This window comes from Pantoea sp. 1B4 (genome assembly GCF_016925765.1).
Classification (GTDB): Bacteria; Pseudomonadota; Gammaproteobacteria; order Enterobacterales; family Enterobacteriaceae; genus Pantoea; species Pantoea agglomerans.
Map to the genome: position 1 here is coordinate 165686 of NZ_JAEUWZ010000001.1, position 14591 is coordinate 180276.

At 55.9% G+C, this 14591-nt stretch carries 10 protein-coding genes and 3 pseudogenes; 9 read left to right on the forward strand and 4 right to left on the reverse strand.

From position 1 onward, the window contains the following. Positions 1-79 precede the first annotated feature (79 nt). Complete coding sequence (locus JNO11_RS00760; RefSeq protein ID WP_010252198.1) at positions 80-1063, reverse strand: quinone oxidoreductase; 984 nt, start codon at positions 1061-1063, stop codon at positions 80-82. Between the two features lie 96 nt (positions 1064-1159). Between JNO11_RS00760 and dnaB the strand changes: the two are divergent. From dnaB to JNO11_RS00790, 6 genes and pseudogenes are all read left to right on the forward strand, one after another. Further along, positions 1160-2567, forward strand: a pseudogene (dnaB, locus tag JNO11_RS00765) (replicative DNA helicase). 129 nt (positions 2568-2696) lie between these two features. Then, positions 2697-3176: an Lrp/AsnC family transcriptional regulator gene (locus JNO11_RS00770; protein WP_010252196.1), complete on the forward strand. Its 480-nt coding sequence runs from the start codon at positions 2697-2699 to the stop codon at positions 3174-3176. Between the two features lie 240 nt (positions 3177-3416). After that, positions 3417-4032, forward strand: a pseudogene (locus tag JNO11_RS00775) (YitT family protein). A 40-nt stretch (positions 4033-4072) separates the two neighbouring features. Beyond that, complete coding sequence (locus JNO11_RS00780; RefSeq protein WP_010252191.1) at positions 4073-5266, forward strand: amino acid aminotransferase; 1194 nt, start codon at positions 4073-4075, stop codon at positions 5264-5266. 121 nt (positions 5267-5387) lie between these two features. Further along, complete coding sequence (locus JNO11_RS00785) at positions 5388-5807, forward strand: secondary thiamine-phosphate synthase enzyme YjbQ (protein ID WP_256844439.1); 420 nt, start codon at positions 5388-5390, stop codon at positions 5805-5807. Then, complete coding sequence (locus JNO11_RS00790; protein WP_010252186.1) at positions 5807-6130, forward strand: MmcQ/YjbR family DNA-binding protein; 324 nt, start codon at positions 5807-5809, stop codon at positions 6128-6130. Before JNO11_RS00785 ends, JNO11_RS00790 begins: the two co-directional genes overlap by 1 nt. Positions 6131-6183: 53 nt before the next feature. Here JNO11_RS00790 and JNO11_RS00795 read toward each other — a convergent pair whose 3' ends face one another. Both JNO11_RS00795 and uvrA read right to left on the reverse strand, forming a co-directional pair. After that, the gene (locus JNO11_RS00795; protein ID WP_010252184.1) at positions 6184-7248 is read right to left on the reverse strand and encodes an NAD(P)-dependent alcohol dehydrogenase; all 1065 of its coding nucleotides are present in this window, start codon (positions 7246-7248) and stop codon (positions 6184-6186) included. Positions 7249-7482: 234 nt separating this feature from the next. Further along, positions 7483-10311 (reverse strand): excinuclease ABC subunit UvrA, encoded by a 2829-nt coding sequence (gene uvrA, locus JNO11_RS00800; protein ID WP_010252182.1) that lies wholly within the window; start codon positions 10309-10311, stop codon positions 7483-7485. Positions 10312-10535: 224 nt separating this feature from the next. Between uvrA and JNO11_RS00805 the strand changes: the two genes are divergently transcribed. Then, a complete protein-coding gene (locus JNO11_RS00805; RefSeq protein WP_325176821.1) occupies positions 10536-11099 on the forward strand; it encodes a single-stranded DNA-binding protein in 564 nt (187 codons plus the stop codon). Between the two features lie 71 nt (positions 11100-11170). Here the strand turns inward: JNO11_RS00805 and JNO11_RS00810 are convergent, their stop codons facing one another. Continuing rightward, a complete protein-coding gene (locus JNO11_RS00810; protein WP_029519657.1) occupies positions 11171-11692 on the reverse strand; it encodes an isochorismatase family protein in 522 nt (173 codons plus the stop codon). A 120-nt stretch (positions 11693-11812) separates the two neighbouring features. On the opposite strand from JNO11_RS00810, the gene JNO11_RS00815 reads away from it, so the two are divergent. Both JNO11_RS00815 and JNO11_RS00820 read left to right on the forward strand, forming a co-directional pair. Then, the gene (locus tag JNO11_RS00815) at positions 11813-12640 is read left to right on the forward strand and encodes an AraC family transcriptional regulator (RefSeq protein WP_010252176.1); all 828 of its coding nucleotides are present in this window, start codon (positions 11813-11815) and stop codon (positions 12638-12640) included. Between the two features lie 77 nt (positions 12641-12717). After that, positions 12718-13678 (forward strand): annotated as a pseudogene (locus JNO11_RS00820) (DMT family transporter). Positions 13679-14591 lie beyond the last annotated feature (913 nt).

Below are 14591 nucleotides of genomic sequence, written 5' to 3' on the forward strand. Positions count from 1 at the left end.
GCTGTCCCTACACCAGCGCGAACAAAAAATAAAAAAAGAGAAGGGCTTCCCGCGGGAGGCCCTTTTTTGTTGCTCACTACTATGGAATTAAGAGACAGGATCCCTGCGTGGCGCGGCTCTCCAGCATCTGGTGCGCTTTACTGGCCTCTTTCAGCGCAAACTTCTGCTGCTCCGGCACATCAACTTTAATTGCGCCACTCGCCAGCAGCGAGAAAAGCTCGGCACTGGCGGTTTCCAGCTCCTGGCGGTTGGTGATATAGCCAAACAGTGAAGGGCGGGTCACAAACAGCGAGCCTTTCTTATTCAGAATGCCGAGATCTATCCCGGTCACCGGACCCGAAGCATTGCCAAAACTGACCATCAGCCCATGACGGCGCAATGAGTCCAGCGATGCTTCCCAGGTATCTTTGCCCACGGAGTCATAAACTACGCCCACTTTTTTCCCGTCGGTCAGTTCGCTGACGCGTTGCGCAATATTCTCTTCGCGGTAGTTAATCGTCGCCCAGGCGCCGGCCTTTTTCGCCATCGCTGCCTTTTCTGCTGATCCGACTGTGCCAATCAAATGGGCACCCAGCGCTTTTGCCCACTGACAGGCAATTAACCCGACGCCGCCCGCTGCGGCATGAAACAGGAAGGTCTCACCGGCGCTGATTTTATAGGTCTGGCGCAGCAGATATTGTGTGGTCAGCCCTTTCAGGTAGCTGGCTGCGCCCTGCTCAAAGCTGATCGCCTCCGGGAGATGCATCAGGCGATCTTCCGCCACGTTGTGCACTTCGCTATAGGCTCCCATCGACGCCAGACAGTAGACCACGCGATCGCCGGGCTTAAATAATGTCACGCCACGTCCAACCCGCGACACCACGCCTGCGGCTTCTGTACCCAGGCCAGAGGGAAAAGCGGCGACCGGATAAAGCCCGCTGCGAACATAGGTATCGATGTAATTAATCCCGATAGCGCGATGTTCTACCTGCACTTCATGTTCGGCCGGGTCAGCAGGTTCAAAATCTGTCCATTCTAAAACGTCCGGGCCGCCATGTGCGCTGAACTGAATACGCTTTGCCATTCTGACTCCTGTGATTGTTTCATCATGAGGGTGAGGCACGCACCCCAACTAAGGTATACTTGCGCGTCCCCACAGAAGATCGGTAATGCATTCACTATGGCAGGAAATAAACCCACCAACAAATCGAACGAAACGCAGGATCGCCAGCTCGCAGGCGTGAAAATGCCCCCGCATTCGCTGGAAGCGGAGCAGTCGGTGCTCGGTGGGTTAATGCTGGATAACGAGCGCTGGGACAATGTCTCTGAGCGCGTCGTCGCGAATGATTTTTTCAACCGCTCGCATCGGCTGATTTTTTCAGAGATGCAGCGGCTGCTGGAAAACAGCAAACCTATTGACCTGATTACGCTCTCCGAATCGCTGGAAACCCGTGGCGAGCTGGAGATGGCGGGCGGCTTCGCCTATCTGGCGGAACTGGCGAAAAACACCCCGAGCGCGGCGAACATCGGCGCCTATGCTGACATCGTGCGTGAACGTGCGGTGGTGCGCGAGATGATCGCCGTCGCTAACCAGATTGCCGATGCCGGTTATGATCCGCAGGGGCGTAACAGCGAAGAGCTGCTCGACTTCGCGGAGTCGAACGTCTTTAAAATTGCGGAAGCGCGCGCGGATAAGGATGCTGGTCCGAAAAACATCGAGCAGATTCTGGAATCGACCGTCTCCCGTATCGAATCGCTCTATCAGACACCGCACGATGGCGTCACCGGCGTCGATACCGGCTATCAGGATCTGAATAAAAAAGACCGCGGGCCTGCAGGGTTCTGATCTGATTATTGTCGCCGCACGTCCTTCGATGGGTAAAACCACCTTTGCGATGAACCTGTGCGAAAACGCCGCCATGCTGCAGGAAAAACCGGTGCTGATCTTCAGTCTGGAGATGCCCAGCGAGCAGATCATGATGCGTATGCTGGCGTCACTCTCCCGCGTCGATCAGACCCGCATCCGTACCGGGCAGCTGGATGATGAGGACTGGGCGCGTATTTCCGGCACCATGGGCATCCTGCTGGAGAAGAAGAACATGTACATTGATGACTCTTCCGGCCTGACGCCCACCGAAGTGCGTTCGCGCGCCCGGCGTATCTACCGTGAAAACGGTGGATTAAGCATGATCATGATCGACTATTTGCAGCTGATGCGCGTGCCGTCGCTGTCGGACAACCGTACGCTGGAAATTGCTGAGATCTCCCGCTCGCTGAAAGCGCTGGCCAAAGAGCTGAACGTGCCGGTTGTGGCGCTGTCGCAGCTTAACCGCTCGCTGGAGCAGCGAGCCGATAAGCGTCCGGTCAACTCGGATCTGCGTGAATCGGGCTCGATCGAGCAGGATGCGGATTTGATCATGTTTATCTATCGCGATGAGGTTTACCACGAAAACAGCGATCTTAAAGGGATCGCGGAGATCATTCTGGGTAAACAGCGTAACGGCCCGATCGGTACGGTACGCCTGACCTTTAACGGTCAGTGGTCACGCTTCGACAACTACGCTGGCCCGCAATACGACGACGAATAATCCCCGGTTTGTGCTGTCATGCACGATCTGTGCATGACAGCCCCCATCATCACAAAATAGTGTTGGACAACCTCTCGGGTTATCGGGTTATCTGTAACAAAGCGACGCCCATCACGCTGTGGAAACGGAATGACTCACGTAGACGATTACGACCTTAAAATCCTGACTTTATTACAATCCAACGGCCGTCTGACCAATCAGGAACTCAGCGATCTGGTCGGCCTTTCCGCCTCACAATGTTCCCGCCGTCGTATCAATCTGGAACAGGCTAATCTGATCCTGGGTTATCATGCCCGGCTGTCGCCCGATGCCATCGGGCTTGGTATGGTGGGATTGATTGAGGTGCGCTTAATTAACCACACCGCAGAATATGTCGAGAGCTTTCACCGGATGGTGGAGCAGGAGCAGGCGATCGTGGATGCCTATAAAACCACCGGCGATGCGGACTATCTGCTTAAAGTGGCGGTGGCCGATCTCAATTCCCTTAGTGCGTTAATCAGCCAGTTAGTCGCGGGCCACCAGAGCGTTTCTCATGTGAAAACCTCGGTAGTGCTGGGACGCATGAAAGAGAACGGGCTGATGATGCTGCCTGAGCAGAAGACGCGCTAAAAAGGTGCGCGCTGTGCGCTTTTGGTGCACACTTGCGGCAATTAATGCGAAGAGCGCGCATAGAGTCGGACTTTAACGCATAGGTTGACGGTATCAGCCGGCATTTATGCACAAAGTTCTGTTTTAAAGCGCCTTAGATATCAATGGGATATCGCTGGCACCCGGTTTACAGCAGTTCAGTGCTGTGGCGATGGTGCGTTTTTTGCATCGAAACCGCATCCTTTGCACTGAGAAAACCCCATGGATAACATCGCAGAACCCTCCCGCGTCCCGCATTCGCGCATTGAAGATGCGCTGGCGATGGTGCTTGGCACCCTGATGGTCTCGTTCGGCGTCATTATGCTGAAACAGGCGGGAGCGCTGACCGGCAGCACCGCAGGCATCGCCTTTCTGATCAGCTACCTGTCGCCGCTTTCGTTCGGCAGCGCGTTCTTCCTGATCAACATCCCTTTTTTACTGGCTGGCGGTAAAACGCATGGGCTGGGAATTTACGCTGAAAACCTTCTGCGCCGTCGGTCTGGTATCGCTGTTCACCCAGCTGCACCCGCTGTTCGTCCACTTTTCTGACCTTAACCCCTTCTATGCGACACTGTTCGGTAACGTCATCATGGGAATCGGGTTTATAGTGTTATTTCGTCATAAGGCGAGCCTGGGCGGCGTCAATATTCTGGCGCTGTGGCTACAGGATCGCTTTGGGATCCGTGCGGGGAAACTGCAAATGGCAGTCGATACCTGCGTCGTGCTGGCGTCACTGTTTGTGGTGAGTGGCCCCATCCTGCTCGCGTCGATTGCGGGTGCGGTGATCCTGAATCTGATTATTGCAATGAACCACCGTCCGGGACGCTATCGGGTTTAATCCGCATCTTCCCTCTGGACCAATCATGGAGACCTACACCGTGTTTCAAAACGTTGATGCCTATGCTGGCGATCCGATTCTGTCGTTGATGGAAGCCTTCAAACAAGACCCACGCGAACACAAAGTTAACCTGAGTATCGGCCTCTATTACGACGAAAAGGGCATCATCCCGCAGCTGAAGGCTGTAGCCGCTGCCGAAGAGCAGATCTATGCTGAGCCGCATCAGGCATCGCTCTATCTGCCAATGGAAGGACTGAACAGCTACCGTAGTGCGATTGCACCGCTGCTGTTTGGTGCCGATCATCCGGTGTTAAACGCGGGCCGTATCGCCTCTATTCAGACGCTGGGCGGTTCTGGCGCGCTGAAAGTGGGCGCGGATTTCCTTAAGCGCTACTTCCCGCAGTCTGCGGTCTGGGTCAGCGATCCGACCTGGGAAAACCACGTCGCGATTTTTAATGGTGCAGGTTTTGAGGTAAATACCTATCCCTGGTATGACGCAGAGACCCACGGCGTGCGGTTTGATGCCTTTATCAGCACCCTGAAAACCCTGCCAGCGCAGAGCGTCGTGCTGCTGCATCCCTGCTGTCATAACCCGACCGGTGCTGACCTGACCGATGCGCAGTGGGATCAGACCGTTGAGGTGCTGAAAGCACAGCAGCTGATTCCTTTCCTGGATATCGCCTATCAGGGCTTTGGTGCCGGCATGCAGCAGGATGCCTATGCGCTGCGTGCAGTCGCGGCGGCGGGCCTGCCAGCCCTGGTGAGCAACTCCTTCTCCAAAATTTTCTCGCTCTATGGCGAGCGCGTGGGCGGTCTCTCTATCGTCTGTGACAGCGCCGAAGAGTCAGCGCGTGTGCTGGGCCAGTTAAAAGCCACGGTTCGCCGCAACTACTCCAGCCCGCCGAATTTCGGTGCGCAGGTTGTCGCGCGCGTACTCAACGATGACGAGTTGAAAGCCAGCTGGCTGGCTGAAGTGGAAGCGATGCGCTTACGCATTCTGGACATGCGTCAGTCGCTGGTGGACGTGCTGAGCACTGCACTGCCAGGTAAAAACTTCGACTACCTGCTGAAGCAGCGTGGCATGTTCAGCTACACCGGCCTGAGTGCGCAGCAGGTCGATCGTCTGCGCAACGAATTTGGCATCTATCTGGTGGGCAGCGGCCGCATGTGTGTGGCCGGTCTGAACAGCAAAAATGTGCATCAGGTGGCTGAAGCGTTTGCCGCCGTGATGTAACGGCCGCCAGGCTGTAAAAAAAACCGTCAGGGTGCTCTCTGGCGGTTTTTTTATGGGTCAGGGTTTACCTTTCGGCGACATGCTGCACACTTAAACGGGGTAACCGTTTCAGGAATAAGCTATGTGGCATCAACAAACTATTACGCTGAGCGCGAAGCCGCGCGGGTTTCATCTGGTCACCGATGAGATCGTGAACTCGCTCTCCGGACTGCGTGATATCAAAACCGGTCTGCTGCATCTGCTGTTGCAGCACACCTCGGCGTCGTTAACCTTAAATGAGAATTGCGACCCGACGGTGCGCAGCGACATGGAGCAGCATTTCATGCGGCACGTGCCGGAGAATGCGCCTTATCTGCACGACTACGAAGGGCGTGATGATATGCCGGCGCACATCAAATCGTCGATCTTAGGGGTTTCGTTGTTATTACCGGTTCAGCGGGGACGTCTGGTGCTGGGCACCTGGCAGGGTATCTGGCTGGGCGAGCATCGCATTGAGGGCGGTGCCAGGCGGATTGTCGCCACTTTACAAGGGGAATCGTAATGAATAACTCAGACTTACTGACCTATTGCATGAGCAAGCCGGGCGCGGAGCAGAGCGTCCACAGTGACTGGAAGGCCACGCAGATTAAAAGCAACGGCGTGCTGTTTGCGATGGTACATGAGGCGAAAGGGCGGCCAGCGGTCTCGCTGAAATCGACGCCTGCGCTGGCCGAATTACTGCGCGAAGAGCATAGCGATATTATTCCCAGCGAGCATCTGAACAAGTCACACTGGAGCACGCTGTTCCTGGACGGTTCGCTGAAAGATTCGCAGATCTACTATCTGGTCGATGCCTCATTCCAGCAGGTTGCAACGGCCCGCTAAACGGCAATAAAAAAACCCTCTTACCTGAGCAAGAGGGTTTCAGAGACAGCGGGTTAAGCGGCAGGCTGCTCGCGCAGGGTATTAATGTCGATAACGAAGCGGTATTTCACATCGCTTTTCAGCATGCGCTCATAGGCTTCATTGATCTGGTCCATCGCGATCAGTTCAATGTCTGACGTAATGCCGTGCTCACCACAGAAATCGAGCATCTCCTGGGTCTCTGCGATGCCGCCAATCAGTGAACCGGCGATGCTGCGACGCTTGAAGATCAGGTTAAATACCTGCGGTGCCGGGTGATCGTGCTCCGGTGCACCCACCAGCGTCATGTTGCCATCCAGCTTCAGCAGGGTGATGAAGGGGTTGAGATCGTGCTGAGCCGCCACGGTATTCAGAATGAAGTCGAAGCTGTTGGCGTGCTGCGCCATCTGCTCCGCATCTTTGGAGATCACGACTTCATCGGCACCCAGACGTTTGCCATCTTCAATTTTGGAAGGCGAGGTGGTGAACAGCACCACATGTGCGCCCATGGCATGGGCAATTTTCACGCCCATATGGCCCAGGCCGCCTAAGCCTACGATACCCACTTTCTTGCCCGGGCCGACATTCCAGTGGCGCAGCGGCGAGTAAGTGGTGATACCGGCACACAGCAGCGGTGCCACGCCCGCCAGCTCCAGGTTCTCGGGAATGCGCAGCACAAAGCTCTCATCAACCACCATCGACGTTGAGTAACCGCCGTAGGTAATGGCGCCGGTTTCACGATCTTCACCGTTATAGGTGCCAACAAAGCCGTTTTCACAATACTGCTCCAGACCCTGCTGACAGCTCGGACAGCTGCGGCACGAATCGACCATGCAGCCTACGCCGACCAGATCGCCGACTTTGTATTTCTGCGTCTGCGGGCCAACGGCCGTGACGCGACCGACAATTTCATGGCCCGGAACCACGGGAAAAATGGTGTTTTTCCACTCATTACGGGCCTGATGCAGGTCTGAGTGGCAAACGCCACAGAACAGCACCTCAAGCTGAACGTCATGGGCGCGCAGCTCACGCGGCTTAAAATCGAACGGTGCCAGTTTGGATTTTGCATCCTGAGCAGCATACGCATGCGTAATATTCATGGTGTCTCCAGTTTCGATGTGTCGTGAGTGTTATTCGATGAAGTGCAGCAGCGTTGATGTGCTGCGAAAACAGGGCGACGCCAGGGGCGTGCCAAAGAGGAACCGCTTAAGGATAGTCAGCGTGGGGAAAAGCGTATATGCCTATACATGTCTGAATCTTGCCTGATTCTGCAATTTTCTGGCTGAATCGACAGGGGAGAGTAAAAAGGCCCGCACGCGGCGGGCCTGACAGAATTACTTCTGTAACAATGGCTTCAGGAAGCGCGCGGTATGTGATTTCTCACACTCCGCCACGGTTTCTGGCGTACCAGCCACCAGGATTTCACCGCCGCCGCTGCCGCCTTCCGGACCCAGGTCGACAATCCAGTCTGCAGTTTTGACCACATCCAGGTTGTGCTCAATCACCACGATGGTGTTGCCCTGATCGCGCAGCTTATGCAGCACTTCCAGCAGCTGCTGGATATCGGCAAAGTGCAGGCCGGTGGTCGGCTCATCCAGAATGTAGAGTGTCTGACCGGTGCCACGCTTCGACAGCTCACGCGCCAGCTTCACGCGCTGGGCTTCACCGCCGGAAAGAGTGGTCGCGGACTGACCGAGGCGGATGTAGGTGAGACCCACATCGATCAGCGTCTGCAACTTACGCGCCAGCGCCGGCACCGCATCGAAGAACTCACGTGCCTCTTCGATGGTCATCTCCAGCACTTCGTGAATGCTCTTGCCTTTGTACTTCACTTCCAGCGTTTCACGGTTATAGCGTTTGCCTTTGCACTGATCGCACGGCACATAAATGTCCGGCAGGAAGTGCATTTCGACTTTCAGCACGCCATCGCCCTGACAGGCTTCACAGCGTCCGCCACGCACGTTAAAGCTGAAGCGGCCCGGATTATAGCCGCGCGAACGCGCTTCCGGCACGCCCGCAAAGAGTTCACGCACCGGGGTGAAGATGCCGGTGTAGGTGGCCGGGTTGGAGCGCGGTGTACGACCAATCGGACTCTGGTCGATGTCGATCACTTTGTCGAAGTGCTCCAGTCCCGCCACGTCACGGTAAGGTGCCGGTTCGGCGATGGTCGCGCCGTTCAGTGCCCGCTGGGCAATCGGGAAGAGCGTATCGTTGATCAGGGTCGATTTACCCGAGCCGGAAACACCGGTAATACAGGTGAACAGCCCGACCGGCAGCGTCAGCGTGACATCCTTGAGGTTGTTGCCGCGTGCGCCAGTAATCTTCAGTACTTTGGCCGGGTCGCCTTTGACGCGCTCCTCTGGCACTGCAATGCCACGCTTGCCGCTCAGGAACTGGCCGGTCAGTGACGCTTCCTGCGCCATGATCTGATCAACAGTGCCTTCAGCCACCACCTGGCCGCCATGTACGCCCGCACCCGGACCGATATCGATCACATGGTCAGCCGCACGAATCGCATCTTCATCATGCTCAACCACGATCACCGTGTTACCGAGGTCGCGCAGATGAATCAGGGTGCCGAGCAGACGTTCGTTGTCGCGCTGGTGCAGGCCGATTGAAGGCTCATCCAGCACATACATCACGCCGACCAGACCGGCACCGATCTGGCTGGCCAGACGGATACGCTGTGCTTCACCACCGGACAAGGTCTCGGCGGAACGCGACATCGAAAGATAGTTCAGGCCGACGTTGACCAGGAAGCTCAGGCGATCGCCAATCTCTTTCAAAATTTTCTCGGCGATCTGCGCACGCTGGCCGCTGAGTTTCATATTTTCAAAGAAGGACATCGCATGGCCGATGCTCATCTCAGAGATGGTCGGCAGCGTGGTGTTCTCCACGAAGACATGACGCGCTTCACGACGCAGACGGGTTCCTTCACAGCTGGCACAGGCGCGGTTGCTGATAAATTTCGCCAGCTCTTCGCGTACCGCTGAGGACTCTGTCTCTTTGTAGCGGCGCTCCATGTTATTGAGCACCCCTTCAAACGGATGACGGCGCACCGAGGTGTCGCCGCGATCGTTGATGTACTTGAATTCGATGCTCTCTTTGCCTGATCCGTACAGAATCACTTTCTGTACGTTTTCTGGCAGGCTGCCGAACGACGCTTCGATATCAAAATCGAGGTGTTCCGCCAGCGAACGCAGCATCTGGAAGTAGTAGAAATTGCGGCGATCCCAGCCGCGGATTGCACCGCCCGCCAGCGAGAGTTCAGGATTCTGCACCACGCGGTCAGGATCAAAATATTGCTGTACGCCAAGGCCGTCACAGGTCGGACAGGCGCCCGCCGGGTTGTTAAACGAGAATAGGCGCGGCTCCAGCTCGCTCATGCTGTAACCACAGATCGGGCAGGCGAAGTTAGCCGAGAAGAGCAGCTCTTCTGCGGCGCTGTCATCCATGTCCGCCACGATGGCTGTCCCGCCGGAGAGCTCCAGCGTGGTCTCAAACGATTCCGCCAGGCGGGTTGCGAGATCTTCACGTACTTTAAAGCGGTCAATCACCACTTCAATGGTGTGCTTCTTCTGCAGCTCGAGTTTTGGCGGATCGGAGAGGTCACACACTTCGCCATCAATACGCGCACGGATATAACCTTGCGTCGCCAGATTCTCCAGCGTTTTGGTGTGCTCACCCTTACGATCTTTCACCACCGGCGCCAGCAGCATCAGGCGACGGCCTTCCGGCTGGGAGAGCACCTGATCGACCATCTGGCTGACGGTCTGCGCCGCCAGCGGCACATCATGATCCGGGCAGCGCGGTTCGCCAACGCGGGCAAACAGCAGACGCAGGTAATCATGGATCTCGGTGATGGTTCCCACGGTCGAGCGTGGGTTGTGTGAGGTGGATTTCTGTTCAATGGAAATGGCGGGCGACAAACCTTCGATATGATCGACGTCCGGCTTCTCCATTAACGAAAGAAACTGGCGCGCATACGCAGAGAGCGACTCCACATAGCGGCGCTGACCTTCCGCATACAGCGTATCAAACGCCAGTGAGGATTTACCGGAACCTGACAGGCCGGTTACCACAATGAGTTTGTCGCGTGGGATGGTCAGGTTGATGTTTTTCAAATTATGGGTGCGGGCACCACGAACTTCGATCTTATCCATTCACCTTTCCCGGATTAGCAGCACTCACCGCGCCTTGCCGACACGGCCAGAATAAACGTGTCATTATGGCACAAAAAATAGACTGAATAAATATCCAGTACTCTCAGCCTCCGGCGCGCAGCGGATTAAAACTGGAACCCCGCTCGAAAGTGGGAAACAGACCGCAGGACGTGTTAGAATTGATAGATTAGACTGTATGCATTAACTCATCGGGAGACAGCAACATGGCCAGTCGTGGCGTTAACAAAGTGATTCTTGTCGGGAATCTGGGTCAGGATCCGGAAGTACGTTATATGCCAAATGGTGGCGCTGTTGCCAACATTACGCTGGCTACGTCGGAAAGCTGGCGCGACAAGCAGACCGGTGAAAACAAAGAGATCACTGAGTGGCACCGTGTGGTGCTGTTTGGCAAACTGGCTGAAGTCGCGGGTGAATACCTGAAAAAAGGATCGCAGGTCTATATCGAAGGCCAGCTGCGCACCCGTAAATGGCAGGATCAGGGTGGCCAGGAGCGTTACACCACCGAAGTCGTGGTTAACGTTGGTGGTACCATGCAGATGCTGGGTGGCCGTCAGCAGGGCGGTAATGCCGGTGCAGGCGCTCCAGCCAGTGGTGGCGCGCAGGGTGGTGGCAACAACAATGGCTGGGGTCAGCCGCAGCAGCCGCAGGGCAACAATAACCAGTTCAGTGGTGGCGCGCAGTCCCGTCCGCAGCCGCAGCCACAGAGCGCGCCGGCCAGCAATAACAACGAACCACCAATGGATTTCGACGACGATATTCCGTTCTGATTCCGTTGGCCAGAGAGTACAAAAAAAGCCCGCTTTGCGGGCTTTTTTTATGCGCGGCGTCTGGCGGCCAGCTACGACCATTCCGCCAGAATCGCCTCCGTGCTCAGCACACGTGGCACGTTGCCGGGGATCAGCAGTGAGGCCCACACATCATTGTGCTGGTTAATCAGTGCTTCGGCGCTGACCCAGCGGCGATCTGCCGTGGTGTGCGCATCGGCGGCAACGGTAATCGCATAGCCCGCACTGGCACCGACTTTTATCGTGGTATCCAGGCAGTAGTCAGTGGCACAACCGCACACCACAAATTCTTCTACCGCCAGCCTCTTTAACAGCGCGGCCAGGTCGGTGTGCCAGAAGCTGTCGCAGGCAGTTTTAGTCACATAGTGTGCGCCAGCAGGCTGAGCGATTTCCGGCAGCAGCTCGAAAGCCGCATTACCCTCGCACATCTCGCCTTCGCGGTGCTGGATAAATATTGTGATATCGGCGCGTTCGGTCAGCCGGTTAATCTGTGCAATCCTTCCCGCTGTGTCGAAGCGTGGCGTGCTGAAGACGCCATTCTGCATATCAATGACCACGACTACCCGCTGTGCCATGCTTGATCCCATCTGGTTTGAAAAAAGCAGTGTTACCTGAGGCATTGTGGAAAGCAATCTTTTGCATTTTCCCCTCTGTCACAGGCATGCTAAACCGACTGGTTAAATAAGGAGAGAGAAGTGGAAGGTGTTCCGGCGAGTTTTCCCTGTGAGAAAGACCGCGCCCGGTTTCAGCAACTCGCCGAGCTGCCCGGTGTGGAACTCTATCAGGCCCACATCTCCCGCTACGCATTTGAACCCCATACCCATGAAGCCTTTGGTATCGGCACCATTGAAGCGGGCGCGCAACGCTTTCGCTACCGCGGCACCGAATATACTGCGCCGGAGAACTCGCTGGTCATGATGAATCCGGATGAGCTGCATACCGGTGAGTCAGCGTGTGAAGAGGGCTGGCGCTACCAGATGATCTACATTCAGCCGCAGCTGATGGATGAACTGACCGGCGATCGCGGCTGGTGGTTCAACGAGGCGCTGTTGACCGATCCGCGCGTGGCGCGGCCGCTCTCCCGCACGCTGGCGACACTCTGGCAGGCGGAATCACCACTGGCGCGCCAGAGCCTGCTGGCTGAACTGCTGTTGCAGATTCGTCCGCTGGCACGCATGTCCTCACAGGGCAGACCGGATGCACGGCATCGTTTTGATCAGGTAAGAGATTTTCTGCGCGCAAACCTCGCAGAACCGGTGCGGCTGGATGAGCTGGCGGCGCTGGCCTCGCTTTCGCCGTGGCACTTCTTACGCGCCTTTCGTCAGCACTATCACGTTACGCCGCATCAGATGCTGATGGCTTTCCGGCTTTACGACGCCAAGCAAAGGCTGGCACAGGGTGAAGCGGCTGCCAGCGTTGCGGCGGCGGTGGGATTAACCGATCAGGCCCATCTGACCCGCGCCTTTGCAAACCGTTATGGCATCACGCCGGGCCGCTATCAAAAGCAGGTGCGCCAGCCCTGATACCACCGCAATCTGCTACAAGCATTCCCCGCCCGAACCCGCCACACTGAACGAAAAAGCTATATAAGGAAGAAATTATGTTTGCTGGTGTCATGTTTGCCGTCACCGCCGGACTGCTGTGGGGGGCTGATCTTTGTCGGGCCGCTGCTGGTGCCTGACTATCCTGGCGCGCTGCAATCGGCGGGACGTTATGTGGCGTTTGGGCTGATTGCGCTGCCGCTGGCCTGGCACGGTCGTCATCGCCTGCGCAAGCTGGCCCGGGCTGACTGGCGTGAAGCGGTAAAGCTCTCGCTGGTGGGAAACCTCTTCTACTATGCGTTTCTGGCGAACGCCATTCAGCGCACTGGCGGGCCGGTCTCCACCATGATTATCGGCACGCTGCCGGTGGTGATCGCTGTGACGGCCAATCTCTGTTACGGCCATCTTGAAGGACGCCTGCCGTGGCGGCGGCTGTTTCCGGCACTGGTCATGATGGCGGCCGGATTACTCTGCGTGAATGCGGCGGAGCTACAGAGTCAGGGCCACACGCTTGATCTCAGCCGTTATCTGACCGGTATCGCGCTGGCGCTGCTGGCTGTGGTCTGCTGGACCTGGTATCCGCTGCGCAATGCCCGCTGGCTGCGTACACATCCCGAACTGCGGCCCTCGACCTGGGCAACAGCGCAGGGAGTCGTGACGCTGCCGATGGCGCTAATCATGTACGCGCTGGTCAGCGCGCAGCTTGCCTGGCAACAGCCGGCTTTTGCACTGCCGTTTGGGCCGCGTCCTGCAGTGTTTATCTCCCTGATGCTGGCGATTGGTCTGCTCTGTTCCTGGCTCGGGACCTTATGCTGGAACGCTGCCAGCCAGCGTCTTCCCACCGTACTGATGGGGCCACTGATTGTTTTTGAGATCCTTTTCGGCCTGTTGTGGACTTTTCTCTGGTATCAAAGCTGGCCACCCCTGCTCACCGTGACGGGGATTATTTGTCTGATGGCTGGTGTCCTGTGGGCAATGCGCATTAAACCGCAGCCTCTCGTCGTCGCGGTTAAAGAGTAAACCGCGAAGATTGCCAAAAAGACCTCTGCCACGCGGATAACACGCCGCGCGGCTTTTTAAGATTAAACCCTACCCCGATTTGCTCGCTCTCCGGCAGATTTGTGCCGCGAAATCGATTTCATGCCTCTGCGTAATCGTGCCTTTACCCCCGAAAGCCTCTTTCATCCCCTGTTTGTCAGTGAAAAAACGGGACTGATGGTCTCCTGAACATAGCCATGTTTAGCGTTGCCAGGGAGGAACTGTTCAGATATCGGTCATTAATCAGGAAAAATCGCGCAGCATTATGGACGTTATGCTTTTATCAGCGGCTTTTTATTGCGGTATGGTCCTGAGAAAGGGAGGCTGAAAACCACTATTAACTTCACTCAGTGATGAATGAGTAAGAAAACTCCGCCGCTGCGTTAATAATTAAAGATTAATCTCTGGCATCAATGATGCGCAATGAAGAGAGCGAAAAGATAGACACATAACGTTAGTGATAAGGAGCAATAAACTATTTATCCTGGATTAATCCTGGAGAAAGTATATGCCATTAACCCATTCCCCGGAATTAAACGCAGCCGCAAAAATTTGAGTCAGGTCCAGCATTAACTCAAATGCATGGTGATTATTTTTTGCGCGATGTTTAAATTGGCTTAATGATATTGAGACGATTTAGTTCCGACGATTAGCTGGGCTTACGTAAGAAAGGGAGGGCCCAATCCCGCGTAAACGAGATTGGGAAGGGAAGAGTAGCCGTAGAATGCGAGACGTTTGCTGTTGTGAATCAATTTTACCGCAAAAAAAGAAGCTTAGCCGTGAAGCCATTCATTAGTTATAAATGGAGCGGAAAAGGGTGCCGCAATTGTCCTGTTAAATGATCTTCATCTCTTCTGGTAAGAACAAATCTCAGCGTTAAGTCTAAAAAGCGCGG

What these genes read in the sequence shown, in the direction of transcription:
- JNO11_RS00795 (WP_010252184.1), bottom strand. Translation starts at nt 7,248, where the DNA reads ATGAATATTACGCATGCGTATGCTGCTCAGGATGCAAAATCCAAACTG.
- JNO11_RS00790 (WP_010252186.1), top strand. Translation starts at nt 5,807, where the DNA reads ATGAATAACTCAGACTTACTGACCTATTGCATGAGCAAGCCGGGCGCG.
- JNO11_RS00785 (WP_256844439.1), top strand. Translation starts at nt 5,388, where the DNA reads ATGTGGCATCAACAAACTATTACGCTGAGCGCGAAGCCGCGCGGGTTT.
- JNO11_RS00770 (WP_010252196.1), top strand. Translation starts at nt 2,697, where the DNA reads ATGACTCACGTAGACGATTACGACCTTAAAATCCTGACTTTATTACAA.
- JNO11_RS00810 (WP_029519657.1), bottom strand. Translation starts at nt 11,692, where the DNA reads ATGGCACAGCGGGTAGTCGTGGTCATTGATATGCAGAATGGCGTCTTC.
- JNO11_RS00805 (WP_325176821.1), top strand. Translation starts at nt 10,536, where the DNA reads ATGGCCAGTCGTGGCGTTAACAAAGTGATTCTTGTCGGGAATCTGGGT.
- uvrA (WP_010252182.1), bottom strand. Translation starts at nt 10,311, where the DNA reads ATGGATAAGATCGAAGTTCGTGGTGCCCGCACCCATAATTTGAAAAAC.
- JNO11_RS00760 (WP_010252198.1), bottom strand. Translation starts at nt 1,063, where the DNA reads ATGGCAAAGCGTATTCAGTTCAGCGCACATGGCGGCCCGGACGTTTTA.